The organism is Photobacterium sp. (assembly GCF_033720175.1).
GTDB lineage: Bacteria > Pseudomonadota > Gammaproteobacteria > Enterobacterales > Vibrionaceae > Photobacterium.
In genome coordinates this window covers 66,518-87,143 of the sequence record NZ_JAWWDA010000017.1, presented here as the reverse complement: position 1 = coordinate 87,143, position 20,626 = coordinate 66,518, and the positions used below count along the sequence as shown (strand labels likewise).

The window sequence follows — 20,626 nt, the reverse complement described above, 5'->3', positions numbered from 1 at the left end:
GACTGTGCCAATATCATTCCTCTGCAGGAATCATACTGTTCGGTCACTCAGTTCATTGATAAATCTTTCGACTTAACTTTTTCACGAGTGCCCACACAGATTGCATGGTCAAATTGTTAAAGAACGTTATTGCCTCGGCTATCTACTCGGTAGTTTGTCGTGACAACGGAAGCGAATTATAGGGAGTCCCCGATAATCTGCAAGCCTTAATTTTAATAAAACACTCAACCGGTTACTTTTTAGCCAACCACAAGAAATCCGAGGATGTTTCATGCTGTTTGTCGAAATTCACTCTTTACCTGGCGAGTATTAGAATAATGACACGCATCAGCATGATCACCCACTTTTTCCAATAATAGCGGCCTTTCTTCTCGGCACCTGTCTGTCGCATATGGGCAGCGAGTATGAAAATGACAACCTTTGGGTGGGTTAATCGGTGAAGGCAACTCACCTTCCAGTACCGTCCTACTGCTGTTTCTTTGCCGGGGATCGGCAACCGGTATCGCAGACAATAATGCCTTTGTATAAGGGTGTAGAGGTGAGCTATAAACCTCTAATGCATGCCCAATTTCCACTATTTTACCCAGATACATGACAGCAACGCGATCTGATATATGCTTAACTACTGATAAGTCATGGGCAATAAAGATTAAAGTTAGATTCATCTCTTGCTGCAGTTCCAACAATAAGTTAAGGATTTGCGCCTGCACTGATACATCCAAAGCCGATACGGATTCATCACATACAATGAGCTTAGGCTTTAATGCAATCGCACGGGCAATACCAATACGCTGACGCTGACCACCAGAAAACTCATGAGGGTAACGCTCTGCAGCACCGGCAGGTAAACCTACTTTTACCAACAGATCTTTTACCCATTCTTTTCGTTCCGCCGGCTTACCTATCTTATGAATAATAAATGGCTCTTCAATTATCATTCCAACAGTATGGCGAGCATTCAGTGATTCCGTCGGATCCTGAAAGATAACCTGCATTTCCTGACGAAGTGAACGCATCTCTTTTACTGACAAATGGGTAATATCACGCCCTTCAAAAAAGATCTTACCTGCGGTAGGTTCAAACAATTTTAATAACGTTAGCCCGAGTGTACTTTTCCCGCAGCCTGATTCACCAACCAAGCCCAGCGTCTCTCCTTGCTTAACGGAAAAACTTACCCCGTCTACGGCATACACCGTGTAGCCCTTTCTTAAGATACCGCCACCGGAAAAGAAGTATTGCTTAAGATCTTCAACACGCAGTAATTCCGACATTAGCTTACCTCCATCCAATGATGGCAACTCACTTTGTGAGATCCCTTTAACTGAGTCCAGGCTGGGACAAGGTCACGGCACTCATCAGTAGCATAACGGCAACGAGTACAGAAACGGCAACCATCAGGCATTTCGTTTAACGGAGGAACGTTGCCCGCTATCGTATCCAGCTTTTGTTTATGCGCGGTATGCTGCGTTGGCATCGATTTAAGCAAGCCAAGTGTATAGGGGTGTTTTGGCTTCTCAAATAAGGTGAAAATATCAGCCATTTCCACCACTCGCCCAGCATACATAACAACAACGTCATCACACATTTCAGCGACCACGCCTAAATCGTGGGTAATGAAAATAATCGCCATCCCCGTGTCACGTTGTAGCTCACGCATTAAATCGAGAATCTGCGCCTGCACGGTCACATCAAGTGCTGTTGTGGGTTCATCACAGATAAGGATATCGGGTTTACACGCCAGCGCGATGGCTATCATGACTCGCTGACGCATGCCGCCTGAAAGGTTGTGCGGATATTCTGATATACGCTGTTCCGGTGATGGGATCCCAACCTTAGCTAGCATATCAATCGCAAATTTCAGGCGATCTTTTTTATCTAAATCACGGCGGTGTAATTCGAGAACCTCACACAGTTGTTTACCTATGCTGTGCACCGGATTCAGCGCCGTCATCGGATCCTGAAATATCATAGAGATACGGTTACCCCGCATCGCATAGAGTTTTTCAGGTGGCAAATCAACAATGTTCGCTCCCCGATAAATGATCTTTCCACCAGTAACTTGCCCGTAAGGTCTCGGCAACAGGCCCATGACGGACATAGCGGTCACGCTCTTTCCGCACCCGGACTCACCGACAATCCCTAATGTTTGCCCTTTCTTTACGGTGAAGTTAACACCATCAAGAACACGCACGACACCATCATCGGTCACGAATTCTGTCACAAGATCGTTGACTTCCAGTAAGACTTCATGGGTCATAACCGCTACTCCCATGTCTATAATTTATAGGTATCATCGATGACAGTGACAGGTTCGAAATGCTTCCCCTTTTTCATGGCAGACAAGGTTTCTTTCTTTATTTCCTCGTCAATCCAGAATGTTGACAGATCTATCGGAGAAAACATGGCTTCTGTCAGTTTAGTCATCGCAGGAGTCGGATATTTCAGCCAACGCCAATATCCTTCGCGGGTGTACGGCACGATATAACCAGGAATGATCACACTCGCATCTGCAACAGTTTGTTGAATCTGTCGGGATATCGCCCTCTTCCGGCCTAAATCAAATTCAGCCCGATAAGCCATGATCAACTTATCCAGCTCTGGCGAGCTGTAGTTAGTAAAATTATTCGTCTGTGGCTTAGTGGCATTATCCGAGTGGAAATATTCCCAATATTGCGGAATATAACTGGTCCCCATGTTATGAAATGAAAGTTCATGCTTTTTCTCAAGCACGTACTTAAATGCAGAAGATCCATCAACTAAATTCAACGTCAGCTCCAGACCGGCTTGCTTCGCCTGTTCTTTCAGGTAGGCGATACGCGGGGTATGGGCAGAATAAGAATAGGTCACGGCAAACATCAGCTTCTCGCCACGGCTGTTGACTCGGATCCCGTCTGGCCCTACCTGATCAAACCCAGCCCGGATAAAATAGTCTGCAGCGCGGTTCGGATCAAACGGGTCAGGCTTAATATCAGTATTGGTGTATTCACCATGTCCGACACCAAGTCCATTCGGTTTACGGACATAATCACCACGCAATACTTTTTCAATCATGCCATCAAAGTCAATGGCGAGTGCCAGACCTTTCCGGACATTGATATCATCCAGATGAGGCTTGGCGGTGTTGATCCAGACTCCACCGCTACCTTGAGGTAGCTGGTTATACCCCCAAAACCGATTGATATAGCCGTTCTGGTAAGGCTCGCCATTTGATTTCTCATGCCAAAGCGAAGGCATAATCAAACCAAAGGCATCAAGATCACCTTTCTCAAAATATTTTTGCGCAATATCCTGATCGCGGATCACTTTGATCCGGATCTTCTCTACGTTATAACGATTTTTATAATACTTATTGGAGTAGCCCCACCAGTCCCGCCCTACATGTTTAAAGCTAATAGATTTACCTTTCTTCACTTTATCCACATAGTACGGCCCCGATGACGGTTCTGCTTTAAAGTTATAAAGACGAACGAAATTGTCATCAACCCCATCACTGTTTTTGTCAACTCTCGGTGTGTAAAAATGGGCAGGACGGGGTTGAATGTCATAAAGCGTCGTCATTAAATCTTCCCGGTTTTTAGCCTTTGTCGACGTAATGACAATGGTATGATCGTCAATTTCACCTACCCCCTCCACCTGCTCGGTGAAGTAGTTGTTGTACCAAGGTGCCACAATATCTTTTGAACGCATTAACTGGACCGCAAATTTGAAGTCTTCGGCTGTAATGGGTTTACCATCAGACCACTGGGCGTTGGGATTTATTCGAAAATAAATACTTTTATTATCCTTCCCATAAGCCCATTCGTTCGCAAGTTCCGGAATCCATTTATAAGTAATGGGGTGTCGCCTGACTAAGTTAGGGCGAGTATCTAATAGCCAATGCCTGAAACTACCGTTTGAATCAGGCCCAACAATTCGGAATGTTTGTGGAAAGCTCTGAAGGTAGGTGCGGAAAGTTCCACCGAACTGAGCATCACTCGACGCAAAAATAGGTTCATTCGGGTTTGATATCCACTCTAGATCATCAGGCAACGTTGCTGCATGCACGGTAAAACCTAGTGCGGATATCATCGCTAAGGCGGATAATTTTATTTTTTCATACATCATTAACATCCTTGTTGATACGGTAGATCTTAAATATAGCGGGTATATTTTTTAGGGTCGAAAGCTTCACGGATTGCTTCCCCAATAAAGGTCACCATCACCAGTACCATAACAATGGCAGCAACAACGGAAGAAGCTATCCATGGCGAGTCCAGATTCGATTTTCCCTGTTGTAACAAATCGCCCCAACTCGGTGTGGGAGGCATCAAACCAAGCCCTAAATAATCCAGCGCCGTTAACGCGGTAATATTGGCCGCTATGGTAAAGGGGGCCAGAGTCACAATCATGACCATGGTGTTTGGCAATATATGCCTGAACACAATCCTTGCAGTCGATGCACCTAAGGCACGGGCTGCCATCACATATTCCCGAGCCGACTCTTTGTAAGTCATGGTGCGCATGTACCAGGTCATTCCCATCCAGCCAAACAGTACATTTATCGCGACAAACAAGGTAAAGGTGGGTCGGGTGATCGATACCAGGATCATAATTACATACAGGAAAGGAACCATTGACCAAACTTCAATAAAGCGCTGGGCTATCAAGTCAAATTTCCCGCCCCAAAATCCCATCGCACAGCCGACAGAAACGCCGATTGCATACGAAATCACCATGGTCGTTAAGGCAAAGCCCATAGCAATGCGAAAACCATAAAAAAGACGGGCTAAAATGTCGCGGCCGATGGTATCGGTCCCCAGGTAATGTTGATCGTCAAAGCTTGGAGCTGTTGGCGGGTATTCACCACTAAAATCCTGTTCGTAGGGATTCCATGGCACTAACGGCAAGATAACAAAATTATCGCCATTCTGCTGCTCAAAAAGCTGCTGTAATTCTCTGTAATCAGCCTCTTTAGAGTAATCTAAGCCAAAATCGGTTCCCGGCCTGACATCACTCATCACCGGAAAATAGTAGTCGCCACTGTATCTGACGACGAGCGCCTGACTATTGATCAAAAACTCGGCAAAAAGAGAGAGTATCAGTAAACAAGACAAGATTAAAAATGACAGATACCCGCGTCTGATTTCTTTAAATCGCTTGATTTTCTTTAGTGTTAACGGATTTATTCTCATCAGTCTAGGCTCCGAACTTCACTCGAGGATCAACAATCGCGACGCAAACATCCGACAGAATATTGCCGATCATCAGTAATACCGCATTAATCGCAACAATCCCCATAACAACAGGGTAATCCCGCTCCATAATCGCTTCATACCCTAGCAAACCCACACCATCTATATTAAAAATAACTTCAATAAGAAATGAGCCGGTCATGAAAAATAGCAGGGAGTTACCAAAATGGCTTGCTACCGGTATTAGGCTATTACGCAGAGCGTGCTTGCGTACTGCTTGTGGAAACGGCAGGCCTTTGGCTATAGCAGTTCGTACATAATCTGATGATAAATTTTCCATCAGATTATTTTTCATTGTCATGGTTAGCGTGGCAAAATCGCCAATCAAATAACAAATCAACGGCAACACAGCGTGCCACATAATGTCTTTCACTTGATCGTAAACGCTCTCATAGTCGTCAAAATCATCATCGACAAAGCCCCCCATCGGAAACCATTCAAGGTGATAGCCGAATAAGGTGATCAGCAAAACCCCAACGACGTATCCAGGCAGTGCATAGCCGACAAAAATAACAATGGATGATCCCGAATCAAACACACTGCCATGTCTCATGGCTTTGAAGTAGCCAAGGGGAATAGAAATGAAATAGCTGATAAAAAAGGTCATTCCCCCATAGAACGCCGAAACGGGTAGCCGCTCGGCGATCATGTCCCAGACAGGTTCGTAATAACGGGTCGATTCACCCAAATCGAGCACGACTAATTTAGCGAGCCAGTCGGTATAGGCTTCGAGCGCCGGTTTATCTAACCCGTAAAAAGCATTCAATTCTGCTATCTGATCTTCTGATAACGCGCTACTGCCACCCGGTGTTGTCATCGATGATGCAGCATCTCCTTTTGCCTGCATACTGGCCAGCATCCGCTCAACCGGCCCCCCCGGCACAAAACGGGTGATCGTGAAAATAAGAAGGGTTATACCAAGAAATGTCGGGATGACTAACAGCATCCGACGGAAAAAATAGGACAACATCTGCAGACTAACTCCTTGTCTTCAGTAATTTAGGCTCCTGCCATTAATAATGTCATTATCAATCACCGCACAGAGCAATAGCAACGAGCAACTGCGGATATGTGAGAGAGAATCACCACAACGAATATCGACGGATAGACAAATCACAGCGTTGATTAGCTATTATTTTAGCGTACGGAGCACTCCACGGCCGGGAATCACATGTCTCCGTATTTCTTCTCCCCCAGAAACCAAAAAACCCGGCCAATAGGGCCGGGGGGAAAAAGACATGGCTTAAAAGGAATTACCAGTAAACACGCGCACCGATAGCAAATTTACTTTCGCTATCCACTTCTGTTGGGGCAATAGTTGTATCTGAGCCTTTGTTACTGTAGCCCAGGGTACGACCATCTGCGTAAGCGTATTCAGCATAGATACGAGCCCACTTGTTAAAATGATAAACAGAGCCGATGTGGAATCCTTTGCTATCACCATCTTTTAGCGATGATTCTGATGCATCCTGATCAGTAAAATCAAACCCCGCATAAGTTGTAGCCTTGTCAGTCCAGCTGTATGTACCGCCTACACTGTAGCCATTTTCTTTGATCTTCTGGCCTCCTTGACTTTCAAGTTCAGCGTTGTAGTAAGTAAAGCCAATCAATGCAGCACCAACCGTATATTCAACCGTACCTTCAAAATACGTATTTTGAAGATCCGCTTTAACGTCCTCTTCACTTTTCAGCGTTGTCAGTGCACCTGTAACTTTATCTTTCACTTCCTCTATTGTATGGGTACCAACTTTATAAGCTTTATCGCGATTCTGACCGCCACCGAAGTGCAGGTTAAAGTCACCTAAGCTGGTACCGGCATACAGTTCAGCCAGCTCCTGATTGGTATCATCTTCAGATAGGCCATAGTTACCAGCAACCCAGAAGCTTTCGCCTTCATAGTTATACTTGATCAGTGAATCGTGACGCGCACCAGAAAGCGTCGCGTGACGCAATGCAGAACCACCAAAGAAGTAGGAATAATCGGCACCCCATGTATCATCCGAAACAACCCACTGACGGCCGAAAGTAAATTTACCGACATCCGTATCTACACCGGCATAATGCAGGCGGTTTTTCATCGCGTAATCTTTTTCCTTGGTTTTGTAGTTCAAACCAAATTCAACCTTACCAAACACATCCACTGTATCGGTAAGCTTGTATTGTGCTGTAACGCCGGCACGAGAAGACCCTGCGTTTAACGTGACATCCTTATCTTCAAGTTTTTTTACTTCAGTTCGAAGCTGACCGTAAAAGTCGGCGAATCCTTCGTCAGACTTGAAAATTTCAACGGCGTTTGCCGATGTGGCAAACAAAAGAGAAGGGATTGCTACTGCTAGAAGTGTTTTTTTCATCATACTTTCCTGTAATTTTTATTATCCTTAACGCCTAATCCTTCCTGAACTAAGCCTGAACAACCTAGCAATAAGCCAATTTCTTATCAACGCAATATAAATCTACAAAAGATGACAACACATATAAAATAAGTTGTATTTTACAAAATGGTCGCGCGATTAATTGGTGCATAATTCTCACCGCGAAACATTGTGCCAAGTGCGCCTCGACGCTTTATTTCAAAGGATAAATAACTATTCCCCCTCCGTCACAACACACCGGCCTATTCGCAATTTCGCATAAATAGTCAAAATAGTGCATAGGCACGTCCCGATTTATATGCGAAAATAACCTATTAATATTATTTTTAATTCCAAAAAGTTCTAGTAAAAGTGAGGTGTTAATATAACCCACTTTCAGTCAATGGGTCACATTTGCCTGTTAAGCACTGAATTACAAGCATAAAAAAAGCCGCCTAAGGCGACCTTCTGCTATTTGAGATTGAACTTAACGAGTTGCTAGCCAAGCAGGCACATCAGCAACACTGTCCAGCACCACACTAGCCAGAACTGCGCCTTCGTCAGTAACAGGCTTGCCAGTACGAACTAAAATTTTCATTCCGACTTCCGCTGCTTCTGCCGCAATCATATCTTCCGCTTTATCACCGATCATAACGGAATTAGTCATATCGATTGCTAAATAATCACGAGCCGAAATAAACATTCCCGGCTTAGGCTTGCGGCACTCACAGTCCTGTTTATAATCACCCACACCTTCTGTTGGGTGATGCGGACAATAATAAATACCGTCAAACTCAACACCATGATCGACAAAATTCCAGTCCATCCATTCTGTCAGACGCAGGAATTCATCTTCAGTGTACATCCCACGCGCAATACCGGCCTGGTTGGTCACCAACACAAGCATATACCCCATTTCTTTGAGTTTTTTACAGGCCTCAAACACCCCTTCTACGTATTCGAAATCGTCCACGGTATGAACATAACCATGATCAACGTTGATTACGCCATCACGATCGATAAAGACTGCTGGTTTGGCCAAGAGTTAGCCCTCTGTATTATTGCGTTAGGCAGATTATGGCATGCCAGAGGCTGGTATTCACCTGTTTACCGATAATGCATCGCCTCTTCTGTAAAAGAAAAGAACAAAAAACAACATCTAGACGTCTGGACGTAAAAATAGCTATTGACTTGGCCGTCTAGACATCCTAGCATCACAGCAACACAATATGATATAAATCAACCTTTCACACCAAACGATTACAATATTAAAACAAAAAACACTAATCGATTTATCTAAGTTCAGGAAGTTCGATGATAGAAATTAATAGAGTCAATAAAGTGTTCTATCAGGGAGAGAGAGCCATAAACGCCCTCCTCGATATCAACCTAACAATTGAGCAAGGTACCATTTTCGGGGTGATCGGATCCTCAGGTGCCGGTAAAAGCACGCTAATTCGTTGCGTAAATTTGCTGGAAAAGCCCACCAGCGGCCATGTTATTGTTGATGGCGTCGATCTTACTCAGCTATCGAATCAGGAGCTCACATTAGCTCGCCGTAAAATTGGCATGATTTTCCAGCACTTTAATCTGCTATCGTCTCGTACCGTCTTTGATAATATCGCACTTCCGTTAGAGCTGGCCGGAGCATCAAAAACGGATCTCACGACGAAAGTCGACGAGTTACTTAAACTGGTTGGCTTGGCCGATAAAAGAGACACTTATCCATCCAATCTCAGTGGCGGTCAAAAACAGCGCGTCGCCATTGCCCGTGCATTAGCCTCTGATCCTAAAGTCTTACTTTGTGATGAAGCCACCAGTGCACTGGATCCGGCAACAACCCAGTCTATTCTCGAGCTGCTAAAAGAAATCAATCGCAAGCTGAACCTGACTATTCTGCTTATCACCCATGAGATGGACGTAGTTAAAAGTATCTGTGCCGAAGTCGCTATTATTGGTGATGGTGAGCTGGTAGAAAAAGGCCCGGTCGGCGATATTTTTGCTCACCCGAAAACAGACCTGGCGCGTGAATTTATTCGCTCGACGTTAGACTTATCCATTCCTGACGATTATCAAGCGCGGATGACCGCAGAAAGAGTGACCGGCAGCTACCCTCTGATCCGCCTGGAGTTTACCGGAGCTTCTGTTGATGCTCCGCTGATCAGCCAGGTTGCACGAGAGTTTAATATCGACATCAGTATCCTGAGTTCTGATATGGACTACGCGGGCGGTGTTAAATTTGGCCTGATGCTCGCCGAATTTTTGGGAACAGAGCAAGCAGCAGAACAAGCGATCGCTTTTCTGCGTGATCATAAAGTGAATGTTGAGGTATTAGGTTATGTGGCTTGATTCGATTGCCAACTGGTGGCTAACCAATGAACGTCTGACCTACCTGCTCATCGAGGCACTCGGCCAGACCCTAACCATGGTACTGGCATCCGGCATCATCGGTTTTGCATTAGGTATTCCTCTCGGTGTCGCGCTGCACTTAAGTAAAGACGGCGGGCTACTGGAAAACCGTACCCTGAATAAAGCATTGGGAACCGTTGTTAATATTGGCCGCTCGATTCCGTTCATTATCCTGCTGGTCGCCATTATTCCGTTTACCCGCTTTATCGTCGGCAGTTCTATCGGTACAGCGGCAGCGATTGTTCCATTGGCCGTAGGCGCTATTCCGTTTATCGCGCGGCTGGTTGAAGGGGCATTACTGGAAGTACCATCTGGCCTGGTTGAGGCAGCTCAGGCAATGGGGGCGACACCAAAGCAGATCATTACTAAGGTCCTGTTACCAGAAGCGCTGCCGGGTATTATCAATGCCGTCACGATCACACTCGTCACACTGGTCAGCTATTCTGCAATGGCAGGCACCGTCGGAGGTGGCGGTTTAGGTGATGTGGGTATTCGTTACGGCTACCAACGCTTTGATGGCTCCGTCATGATGATCACCGTCGTCATCCTGGTCATTCTGGTTCAGCTTATTCAATCTGTTGGCGATCACTTAGTCAAACGGGTCGATCACCGATAATCCAAGATTCTAAAAAGTAAAACTTTAGCAATACCATTTAGGGAATACCCCATTCTAAGGAGAAGTAATATGACATTTAATTTAAAGAACCTTTTTGCTGCCGCAGGTCTCGCATCGGCCTTGGTTCTAACCGGTTGCGGCGAAAAAGAAGCCGTTGTTGATGTAAATAAAATCAAAGTCGGGGTCATAACAGGGGCCGAAGCACAGGTTGCCGAAGTGGCAGCAAAAGAAGCAAAAGATAAGTATGGTCTGGATGTTGAGCTGATCATTTTTTCTGACTACGTTTCACCTAACGCGGCACTTGAAGAAGGATCTATTGATATCAATGCCTTCCAGCACAAGCCATACCTTGATCAACAAATTACTGACCGTGGTTACAAGTTTGCCGTAGCGGGCAACACCTTTGTGTATCCGATCGCAGCCTACTCAAACACAATCAAATCTATTGATGAGCTAAAAGATGGCGATCAGGTTGCGGTACCGAATGATCCGACCAACCTTGGCCGCTCGCTGCTGCTACTTCAGCAACAAGGTCTGCTTCAGCTAAAAGAAGGTGCAGGCCTAACAGCAACAGTATTAGATATCGTAAGCAGCCCTAAGAACCTCAATATTGTTGAGCTGGAAGCCGCCCAGCTACCGCGCTCTCTTGAAGATGTACAGCTAGCAATTATCAATACAACGTACGCCAGCAGCATCAACTTAACGCCTGAGCGTGACGGTGTCTTCGTTGAAGACAAAGAGTCACCATATGTGAACCTGATTGTGGCCCGCGAAGACAATGTTAATGCAGAGAATGTAAAAACATTCGTTAAGGCATATCAGTCAGAAGCCGTTTACGCCGCGGCACAAGAGATCTTCCAGGGCGGCGTTGTTAAAGGCTGGTAACCTTTAATCAAGCTTTATCCCCTCTAAGTCCTGGACATTCGTCCGGGGCTTTTTTATATGCGGCTCTATCACATAAGCCGCATCGGAACTTTTATGGTATGTTTTGTTCACTCAACTCCTTGTCATTAATTACAAGACCAAACCGTTATGTCATACAACATTGAGCCGATTGGCATTATTCGCTCACCCTACAAAGAAAAATTTGCCGTACCGCGCCAGCCGGGATTAGTTCCCAGTGCCCGTTCTGAAATAGTGCTGCAAGGTGAAGCCAATGCTCTCGAAGCTGTCAGGGGGATCGAACAATTCAGTCATTTGTGGCTGCTATTTTTGTTTGATCAGAACCTGCAAGCCGGTTGGCGGCCCACCGTTCGCCCTCCCCGCTTAGGGGGGAACGAGCGTATTGGTGTATTTGCCAGTCGTGCGACTTTCCGCCCAAATGGTATTGGTATGTCGGCGGTTGAGTTAAAAGGCATTCGCCAGCAAGAGGGCCATGTGATCATCGAACTCGGCGGTGTTGACTTAGTCGATGGCACCCCGATTGTTGATATCAAGCCCTACGTGCCATATTCCGACAGCCTGCCTGATGCTCGGGGAGGTTTTGCCTCAGAACAGCCAGAGACCCTGAGCGTGATCTTCACTGATGCTGCAATAAAGAACCTGCAGGGTAAGCATGGTCGCTATCAGCAGAACGTGATTGCCGAGGTATTGGCGCAAGATCCCCGCCCTGCTTATAAGAAAAACAAAGCTGACAGCAAGGAATATGCGGTGCACTTGTTTAACTTCAATGTCAGATTTACCGTCAATGATGAACAGGTCACGGTGACTAAGCTAGAATCTATTGGTGATTAATCCCGCGAGCGATTGATCTCTTTGGCGAAAAGCCCTTAGGCTGTTAATATATCGCCCTTCACTTAAAATTCATCAACCAACGGATACCATCAATGCGTACCAGTAAATATCTTCTTTCCACGCTGAAGGAGACTCCAAACGACGCAGAAGTTATTAGCCACCAGCTAATGCTACGTGCAGGTATGATCCGTAAGCTGGCTTCAGGTCTTTATACCTGGCTACCTACAGGTCTGCGTGTTCTGCGTAAGGTCGAAAACATTGTTCGCGAAGAAATGAACAATGCCGGTGCAGTCGAAATGATTATGCCCGTCGTTCAGCCTTCTGATCTATGGCAGGAGACTGGTCGCTGGGACAAATTTGGTCCCGAGCTGCTTCGTATCGCTGACCGCCATGGCCGTCCGTTTGTATTAGGTCCGACTCACGAAGAAGTGATCACGGATATGGTTCGCAACGAAGTGAAATCTTATAAACAGCTTCCTTTGAACCTGTACCAAATCCAGACCAAATTCCGTGATGAGGTTCGTCCGCGTTTCGGGGTCATGCGCTCTCGTGAATTCATCATGAAAGATGCGTATTCGTTCCATCTGGACAAAGAAAGCCTGATAGAAACCTACGAGATCATGCACCAGGCGTACTGCAACGTCTTTAGTCGTATGGGCTTAGATTTCCGTCCGGTACTGGCAGATACCGGCTCTATCGGTGGTTCTGGCTCTCACGAGTTCCACGTACTGGCCGAGAGCGGCGAAGACTTAATTGCCTTCTCTACTGAATCTGACTACGCCGCGAATATCGAAAAAGCAGAAGCCGTTGCCCCCGTAACAGAGCGTACGGCACCGACGGCTGAAATGACGCTGGTTGATACTCCAAATGCTAAAACGATTGCAGAGCTTGTAGAGCAGCACGGTATTGCTATCGACAAGACAGTGAAAACCCTGTTTGTTAAAGCCTCTGATGAAGTCGATGCCGATATCATCGCGCTGATCATCCGTGGTGATCATGAGCTGAATGAAATCAAAGCAGAGAACTTGAAAGAAGTGGCATCTCCGCTAGAAATGGCAACGGAAGAAGAAATCCGTGCATTGATCGGTGCAGGCCCGGGGTCATTAGGTCCTGTTGGTCTTAAACTGCCATTCATCGTTGATCGTACCGTTGCCGTCATGAGTGACTTTGGGGCAGGTGCAAATATCGACGATAAACACTACTTCGGTATTAACTGGGGTCGTGATGTTGAGCTGGGTCAAGTAGAAGATCTACGTAACGTTGTTGAAGGCGACCCAAGCCCTTGTGGTCAAGGTACCCTGCAGCTTAAACGCGGTATCGAAGTGGGTCATATCTTCCAGCTAGGTAATAACTATTCAACTGCAATGAACGCAGCCGTGCTTGGTCCGGATGGTAAAAATACCATCATGGAAATGGGTTGTTACGGTATTGGCTGTACCCGTGTTGTGGCTGCAGCCATCGAGCAGAATAACGATGACAGCGGTATTATCTGGCCAGCCGCTATTGCCCCGTTCCAGGTAGCTATCGTTCCGATGAACATGGCGAAGTCTGAAGAAGTGAAAGAGGCGGCAGAAAAACTGTACGCTGAACTTACCGCAGCAGGCATCGAAGTCTTGTTTGATGACCGTAAAGAACGCCCGGGCGTCATGTTTAAAGACATGGAGCTAATCGGTATTCCGCACACCATCGTTATCGGTAACCGCAGCCTTGAAAATGGCGAAGTCGAATACAAAAACCGTCGCGATGGCAGCAAAGTCGGCGTCCCGGTTGCTGAAGCCGTCGAGCTGATTAAGCAAAAGCTAGATTAACCCGCAGCACCGCCTCAAACTTTAAAGCCTCCCGCTCGCGGAGGCTTTTTATTTTCCGCTAACTAGGGCCGGTTTAGCTTTCAACACAACAGCGGTAAAGACTAAAAAGATCTTCTGAGCCGGCACGAAGAGAAAGATTTTGTTATTCAACCCACTACGTTTAGTTATATAGTAAATAAACATTAATATTATAACAATCGCCTTGACCTGCATAACGACTGAGTGCGGATTCGAGAAGCGTATATGAGCATTCCCAACACTGTTTATTATATGAAGTAGCAGCATGACAAGAGGGCGGATTGTATGGCAAAGGATAAGCCTAAAATCAGCTTATTACTAACAGGTGGTGGCGCACGAGCGGCCTACCAGGTTGGAGTACTAAAGGCGATTGCTAAGTGGTACCCCAGAGTACACCACAGCCCGTTCTCCATCTATTGTGGAACGTCAGCGGGCGCGATCAATGCGATTTCAATTGCCTGCTATGCCTCTTGCTTTCACCTCGGTGTCAAAAAGCTGGAGTCGACCTGGTCGCAATTACATAGCAGAAAGGTGTTCAGTGCCAGCCCTTATGGCATGACAAGCTACTTGGCTAAACAATGGTTTGCACGATTACAAGCCGGCTATCATGAACGCCCGCCTTTTGGCCTGCTAAATAGCCGCCCTTTGCGTCAGCTGCTAAACCAGGTCAATAACTATGAACGGTTAGAAAAACAAATTCTGGCCGGCAACCTTCATGGAATATCAGTCACTGCATCGAGCTATAAAAGCGGAGTCTCAGTCAGTTTTTTCCAGGGACAAAATGAACTGACTGAATGGGATAGAGCTAAATCCAAAGGCCGGCGAGCCTTAATTACCACCGAACATCTGCTGGCTTCTTCTGCGATCCCTCTTATTTTTCCAGCAACCCGTATTGGCCAGACCTATTATGGTGACGGATCGATTCACCAACTCGCCCCTCTTCGTCCGTCATTAAAAATGGGCGCAGACAAAATTCTTATTATTGATTTGATTAACCAGAAGGTCAGTGAAAGGGATCATACCAAAGCTCCTGGTTTGGCAACGCTGGGCGGTCACCTGATGGATACCATTTTCAGCGATACCATGACGGCGGACTTGGAGCACTTGTCTCGTACTAATACGTTAATTCAAGCCCTACCGGAACATGAGAAACAACGCTTACAGCTAAAAAATGTCGACTATATTCACTTGTCACCGAGCCAGTCATTCGGACCGTTGGCGCAAAAATACTATTGCCATATGCCACCAATGCCCCGCGCTTTGATGCGATTGGCCGGGATCAGCCCCAGAGATGATGCCGCTATCACCAGTTATATCTTGTTTGAACCTGACTATATTCATGCTCTGATCGATATGGGGTATCAGGATGCTTTAGAACAAGAGACGCTCCTCCGCAATTTTCTTAAATAAAATCCACGAATTCTTGATAAAACAAAGATCTAAATGTTGATTTGGCGTAATAATTGCCTATAGTTAAGCTCTTAGCATTTTTATGACGCAGTTATGGATCCGATTCTCTGGGAGAAAATTTTTGCAGACGAGCGAAAACCAAGGGCTAAGCCACTTGGGGCCGATCAGCGCTTGCTAATGCTGCAAAAACTACAAGGAAAATTAGAGCTTGGCTTATTGTTCGAGATTTTCACCCGTGAAATTGAAAAACAGATCGATATCAGCCGTCTGATTTGGGATCTTGATGATACCTGTACCCTGATACGCAGAGGAAAATCAACCGAATTCCGTCAAACGTTTGTCCTTCGCTTTGGCGACAATGAACTCGGAAAACTGCAATACAGCACCCCTTACAAGTTAGACAAAGACGAAATTAACCTCCTCCATACCTATCACCGCCTTTTTGCCGGTCCGCTCGCCAATGCGCTCGAATATCGCCAAGTCAAAAATATGGCTATGCGTGACTACTTATCCGGCCTTGGCAACCGTACCAGCTTTGAGCAAGACATACAGCATGCCATCGCAATGAGTGAGCGCAGAAATGTCGGCCTGGTTCTATTGCTCTTCGATCTGGATAACTTCAAACAAATCAATGATCGCTTTGGTCATTTAGATGGTGATAAGGTGATCCGCCACTTTGCTACGGTGTTAAAGCAATCTGTCCGTGCTTCAGACCGTTGCTACCGAATAGGCGGAGATGAATTTATTATTATCCTTCAGCCTGCAACGGCGGAATCAGCACAGAAAGTCACAAGGCGCGTGCAGCAGTTAACCGTTGAAGATGCAACTCTGCGCACCCTTAAAATCGGTTCCTCTTTTGGTTATGCCCAGTACAATAAAGGTGATACGACCTCCTCCATGATTGATCGCGCCGACCGCCAGCTCTATCAGCAAAAGCGCAATAAATAAACGGCCTACCAATAACCTTACCCTGAACCATATTCATTTTTTACTCCCCCATGTATAGTTAGCTTGATAAACTTCTCTTTAATAAACCCGGCGAAAATAAACCCAGCTTTGAGAAGACTTCCAATTCGCTTTTCCCCTTATTCAGCGAAAGCCAATTAGAAGACTAATTGATTTAAGGAAAGACCATGAAAGTTCATGAATGCTGTGAATTTACCCGTAAAATCTATGCGCAAATCGGTGGTGGTGAACTGGGCTACATTCCGAATGCCATTCATTGTGCGATTAAAACGTTAGATTTTATTGCCGGTAATGAAGAGTTACCTAAAGATATTCGTGAACGCGCCGCCTTTGCGGCCGCTAACTTATTAATGAGTGATCACGAGGATTGAGTCATGAGTTTAGCTAACTACCAAACTATGGATCCCATTATGCTGATGAGCATTGTGAACATGAAAATTCGCGATGAATTTGGTGATTTAGACAGCTTGATTAGCTACTTTGAAATTGATAAAGAGACACTCGTCACTCGCCTTGCGGCTGCAGGTTTTGATTATTTACCACAAGCGAAGCAGTTTCGATAAGCCGATAACTTTCACGACACAGACAAAAAACGGAAGCCAATGGCTTCCGTTTTCTTATCTCTTTTATTTACCCGTGAAGGGATCAATCCATTAAGAAAATGAAGCCCATAGCACTGTTGCAACGAAGACAGGACAAACCACTTTCAGGTATAGCGGCCAAATCTTCCAGAACAAACTGTTTTCAAGATCCGGGCATCCCGCACTCAGCTCTTTGAGCTTACTATTGCGAGACCACACCCAACCGGCAAACAGAGTGAACAGCAATGCCGCTACTGGCTGGAAATACTGTGTGGCGATTGTTGCCACTAAACCAAACATCTCACCGAAATTAAAGATAATCACAACACTGAAAATCGCAATGACTGCCCCTAGTACCCAGCTGGTTGGTTTTCGACGGGTATTAAAGCGTTCACTCACCAGCGATACCGGACATTCCAACATCGAAATGGACGAAGTCAGCGCTGCTATCGTCATCAACACAAAGAACACGAGTGCCAGCAGCTCACCGACAAAGCCCAAGCTATCAAACAGCATCGGAAGTACCGTAAACACCAGAGTATCTGAACTCAGTAGTGAGCCATCCTCGGCATAAATAGCCACGCCTTTTTGCATCGCAACAAACATGGCCGGCATTACCACCATACCGGCAATAATCGCAACGGCGGTATCAACTAATGTGACGCTCAGTGCCATTTTAGGCAGGTTCTCTTTCTTACTCAGGTATGAGCCATAGATCAGCATTGAACAGCCACCTATGGTCAGCGAGAAGAAGCCTTGTCCCATTGCAGCAAGCAATAATCGGCGATCGAAGATTTTGCTAAAGTCAGGAATAATAAAATGCTTCAACCCCTCCATTGCGCCATCTTGGGTCATGATGTAAAGGAACATTAAACCAAACAGCGCAAACAGCGCCGGCATTAGGCGTGTTGACCATTTTTCAATGCCTTGCTTAACTCCGCTTTGGACAATCAAAATAGTCAGTATATAAAAAATGATTGCACCGAAGAGATTTCGTAAAACAGAAAACTCTTTCAGCCATGCGGAGGCTGATTCAAAACCTAAAATATCGGTTACAGCTGCAAACATAAAGGTGATCAACCAGCCGGCGACAATACTGTAAAAAGCCAGAACTAAACATGGTACAACCAAGCCAATGCAGCCAACCATTGCCCCGGCTTTTTTCGCCAGCGGATTATCAGACAGGCTACGCATACTATCGATAGGATTGGCCTGACCATGACGGCCAATCGCCATTTCAGCGACCAGCATCGGAAAAGCGACCACCAGGATCATAAAAAGATACACCAGTACAAACGCACCACCACCATTACTGGCAGCCTGAGTCGGAAAGCCCCAAATGTTCCCTAACCCGACAGCTGCTCCGGCTGCCGCCAGCACAAATCCTACTCTTGAACCAAAATGTTCTCTATTTCCAGCCATTATCCGCACTCATGTCTTTACAAAATCATCGTATCAGCGTGCTAGTACAATAATACCTGCCGTCATCATAAGCAATAGCAGGAAAACCAACTGGACAAATAGTAATCAGACAGCTGTAAATATCGCACTACCCGACATGATCGATGCAAAAAAAGCCGCCAACTGCATATAATGCAGATGACGGCTCAATTTATCAGTGACAGCGATTCAGCTCGGCATTGTTGGTTCGAGAGTAAAGAAGTCAGTCATGACTATTTTAGCTGCGAGAAATACGCCGCGACATTGGCGATATCATCATCACTTAACATCGATGCCTGTGGCTGCATCACCATCGACATTCCGCCATTGCGCTGTTTATTTTTATACGCTTTTAATGCACTCACCAGATACTGTTCGTTCTGGCCTTTCAAATTAGGGTAACCGGGGATCATGGCGATACCGTCGACACCATGGCAGGCGGCACAAATCGCGGCTTTGGCTTTCCCTGCGACAGGATCGCCAGCGGCCATGGCAGGGGATGAGATCACTGCGGCTAACATTGCAAACGCAAGAACTTTCTTCATATCGTCCTCTTTAATATTGTTATAATCTTCATAACGAATTGTGCACCTTTTATATACATAATGCACTTAAGATGTACCATACTGCCAATCCAGCTCACAATCCTGACCGGCAAACCCTTCAACACTAAATAATCCAGCCACGGCCGCTAAGTGCTCACCGTAAAAGATCAATGGAGTACGTCGCCGATTCCAGCTCGGGATACCATATTCCTGAAACAGTTTTTTCAATTTACGCTTACCCACTCGCCCTTGTGGTTTCACCTCAAGCCCTTCCGGCTCAAATCGCACCGATACTACCTCGCCATCCTGTGGCAGACGCAATATACCCTGAGCAGAATGACGCAGAGAGATGGTACCGAGCCCTTGCGGTAACGGATAAACCTGGTCAATGTCGCATACCTGAGACCAGTCACTGATATCAGGCCACTGATCGACAATATACAGCCGCTGCTTATAACGGCGGAGCTGATGGTTGTGCCAGCAAAGTTGCGGATTGGCATCATCTTGCGCCCGTACAACAGAGTGCCAAATCTGTTCTAGCTGAGCCTGAGAGGGCATACTGACATCAAAACCACTTAACCACTGGCGAATAAGTTGCTTACCCATACGTTCGGTTCCTAACGCGCCAATAATTAAACTATGATCTGAATGTAGTGCACCCGCCAACTGGGTGGCAAGTAATTCACGCAAAAGCGATTCTTGTTCACCGCATAGCGCTGCACTGCGCACTACGGCTTTGCGCATGCCAGGCCAGCGTTCCAGTAAGCGGGGCGTGATTTGATGACGGAGAAAATTACGATCATAACGCTGATCCTGATTACTCTCATCTTCGACCCAGCTCAGCTGGTGTTCTGTGCCATAGCTCAGGATCTCCTGGCGACTGGCGTGCAGTAACGGACGCAGGTGACAACCGGCGGCAAATACGGTATGAACAGGCATGGAAGCCAGTCCCGCCGGACCACTGCCGCGCTTCAATGCCAGCAGAAAGGTTTCAAGCTGATCATCAGCATGCTGGGCCGTTAGTAAAGCATCGTGAGGCTGCACATGCCTAGCTAGTGCCAGATAACGCTGCTCCCTGGCCTGCTGCTCGACGCTTATCCGATTTCCCAGCGTCAGGGTGACAGATTCTATCTGGCACTCGATACCTTCTTCCTGTGCCCATTGCTGGCAGCGCTGCGACCATGTATCGGCATTGGCACTTAAACCATGATGAACATGCACAGCCAGGCATTGATAGTGCGGATACTGCCTGATGAAACGCCCCATTAAATGCAACAGCACCCGAGAATCCAACCCGCCGCTTAACGCGAGAATAAAGCGTTTGGAGCGAGGGGCATGTGCTTGCAGGCATGCCGACAGCTGAGAATAAAGCATGGTAAATGAGTTCGCCTTGTTAGGAATGAGCCATACCAAATCCATTAATTATCTGATCAATGGAATGTGTTTCAATAATACCAATCAACCGCGCCTGACAAAACCCAATAAAAAAGCGGGCCAACCTAAGTTGACCCGCTTTA

At 46.2% G+C, this 20,626-nt stretch carries 19 protein-coding genes; 9 read left to right on the top strand and 10 right to left on the bottom strand.

Features of this window, described 5'->3' with window-relative positions:
* Positions 1-269: 269 nt before the first annotated feature.
* From R3289_RS17280 to gmhB, 7 genes are all read right to left on the bottom strand, one after another.
* Positions 270-1,271, bottom strand: coding sequence for an oligopeptide/dipeptide ABC transporter ATP-binding protein (locus R3289_RS17280; RefSeq protein ID WP_318926929.1), 1,002 nt, complete (start codon positions 1,269-1,271; stop codon positions 270-272).
* Positions 1,271-2,257, bottom strand: a complete 987-nt coding sequence (locus R3289_RS17275; RefSeq protein WP_318926928.1) for an ABC transporter ATP-binding protein — start codon at positions 2,255-2,257, stop codon at positions 1,271-1,273. Before R3289_RS17275 ends, R3289_RS17280 begins: the two co-directional genes overlap by 1 nt.
* A 17-nt stretch (positions 2,258-2,274) precedes the next feature.
* Positions 2,275-4,101: an extracellular solute-binding protein gene (locus R3289_RS17270; protein WP_318926937.1), complete on the bottom strand. Its 1,827-nt coding sequence runs from the start codon at positions 4,099-4,101 to the stop codon at positions 2,275-2,277.
* A 29-nt stretch (positions 4,102-4,130) separates the two neighbouring features.
* On the bottom strand, positions 4,131-5,171 hold the full coding sequence (locus R3289_RS17265; RefSeq protein ID WP_413466716.1) for an ABC transporter permease: 1,041 nt from the start codon (positions 5,169-5,171) through the stop codon (positions 4,131-4,133).
* Positions 5,172-5,175: 4 nt separating this feature from the next.
* Positions 5,176-6,201, bottom strand: coding sequence for an ABC transporter permease subunit (locus tag R3289_RS17260; RefSeq protein WP_318926927.1), 1,026 nt, complete (start codon positions 6,199-6,201; stop codon positions 5,176-5,178).
* A gap of 283 nt (positions 6,202-6,484) precedes the next feature.
* Positions 6,485-7,582: a porin gene (locus R3289_RS17255; protein WP_318926926.1), complete on the bottom strand. Its 1,098-nt coding sequence runs from the start codon at positions 7,580-7,582 to the stop codon at positions 6,485-6,487.
* A 487-nt stretch (positions 7,583-8,069) separates the two neighbouring features.
* Positions 8,070-8,624: a D-glycero-beta-D-manno-heptose 1,7-bisphosphate 7-phosphatase gene (gene gmhB / locus R3289_RS17250; protein WP_318926925.1), complete on the bottom strand. Its 555-nt coding sequence runs from the start codon at positions 8,622-8,624 to the stop codon at positions 8,070-8,072.
* Positions 8,625-8,896: 272 nt separating this feature from the next.
* On the opposite strand from gmhB, the gene metN reads away from it, so the two are divergent.
* The 9 genes from metN (at position 8,897) to R3289_RS17205 (ending at position 17,106) form a co-directional block, all read left to right on the top strand.
* Entirely contained in the window at positions 8,897-9,931 is a 1,035-nt protein-coding gene (gene metN, locus R3289_RS17245) for a methionine ABC transporter ATP-binding protein MetN (protein WP_318926924.1), read from the top strand.
* Positions 9,921-10,607 (top strand): methionine ABC transporter permease, encoded by a 687-nt coding sequence (locus R3289_RS17240; RefSeq protein ID WP_318926923.1) that lies wholly within the window; start codon positions 9,921-9,923, stop codon positions 10,605-10,607. Before metN ends, R3289_RS17240 begins: the two co-directional genes overlap by 11 nt.
* Before the next feature lie 69 nt (positions 10,608-10,676).
* Positions 10,677-11,492, top strand: a complete 816-nt coding sequence (gene metQ / locus R3289_RS17235) for a methionine ABC transporter substrate-binding lipoprotein MetQ (RefSeq protein WP_318926922.1) — start codon at positions 10,677-10,679, stop codon at positions 11,490-11,492.
* Between the two features lie 147 nt (positions 11,493-11,639).
* Positions 11,640-12,341 (top strand): tRNA (N6-threonylcarbamoyladenosine(37)-N6)-methyltransferase TrmO, encoded by a 702-nt coding sequence (gene tsaA / locus R3289_RS17230; RefSeq protein WP_318926921.1) that lies wholly within the window; start codon positions 11,640-11,642, stop codon positions 12,339-12,341.
* A 92-nt stretch (positions 12,342-12,433) separates the two neighbouring features.
* Positions 12,434-14,149, top strand: coding sequence for a proline--tRNA ligase (locus R3289_RS17225; RefSeq protein ID WP_318926920.1), 1,716 nt, complete (start codon positions 12,434-12,436; stop codon positions 14,147-14,149).
* Positions 14,150-14,452: 303 nt separating this feature from the next.
* Positions 14,453-15,577, top strand: a complete 1,125-nt coding sequence (locus tag R3289_RS17220) for a patatin-like phospholipase family protein (protein ID WP_318926919.1) — start codon at positions 14,453-14,455, stop codon at positions 15,575-15,577.
* 93 nt (positions 15,578-15,670) lie between these two features.
* Positions 15,671-16,525 carry a GGDEF domain-containing protein gene (locus R3289_RS17215; RefSeq protein ID WP_318926918.1) on the top strand — a complete coding sequence of 285 codons (855 nt, stop codon included), beginning with the start codon at positions 15,671-15,673 and terminating at the stop codon, positions 16,523-16,525.
* A gap of 185 nt (positions 16,526-16,710) precedes the next feature.
* Positions 16,711-16,914 (top strand): YaeP family protein, encoded by a 204-nt coding sequence (locus R3289_RS17210; protein WP_318926917.1) that lies wholly within the window; start codon positions 16,711-16,713, stop codon positions 16,912-16,914.
* A 3-nt stretch (positions 16,915-16,917) separates the two neighbouring features.
* Positions 16,918-17,106 (top strand): DUF4250 domain-containing protein, encoded by a 189-nt coding sequence (locus R3289_RS17205; protein WP_318926916.1) that lies wholly within the window; start codon positions 16,918-16,920, stop codon positions 17,104-17,106.
* A gap of 90 nt (positions 17,107-17,196) precedes the next feature.
* On the opposite strand, the gene R3289_RS17200 is transcribed toward R3289_RS17205, so the two are convergent.
* From R3289_RS17200 to tilS, 3 genes are all read right to left on the bottom strand, one after another.
* Positions 17,197-18,546: a sodium-dependent transporter gene (locus R3289_RS17200; RefSeq protein WP_318926915.1), complete on the bottom strand. Its 1,350-nt coding sequence runs from the start codon at positions 18,544-18,546 to the stop codon at positions 17,197-17,199.
* 251 nt (positions 18,547-18,797) lie between these two features.
* Entirely contained in the window at positions 18,798-19,109 is a 312-nt protein-coding gene (locus tag R3289_RS17195) for a cytochrome c (RefSeq protein ID WP_318926914.1), read from the bottom strand.
* Between the two features lie 66 nt (positions 19,110-19,175).
* On the bottom strand, positions 19,176-20,483 hold the full coding sequence (gene tilS / locus R3289_RS17190) for a tRNA lysidine(34) synthetase TilS (RefSeq protein ID WP_318926935.1): 1,308 nt from the start codon (positions 20,481-20,483) through the stop codon (positions 19,176-19,178).
* Between the last annotated feature and the right edge of the window lie 143 nt (positions 20,484-20,626).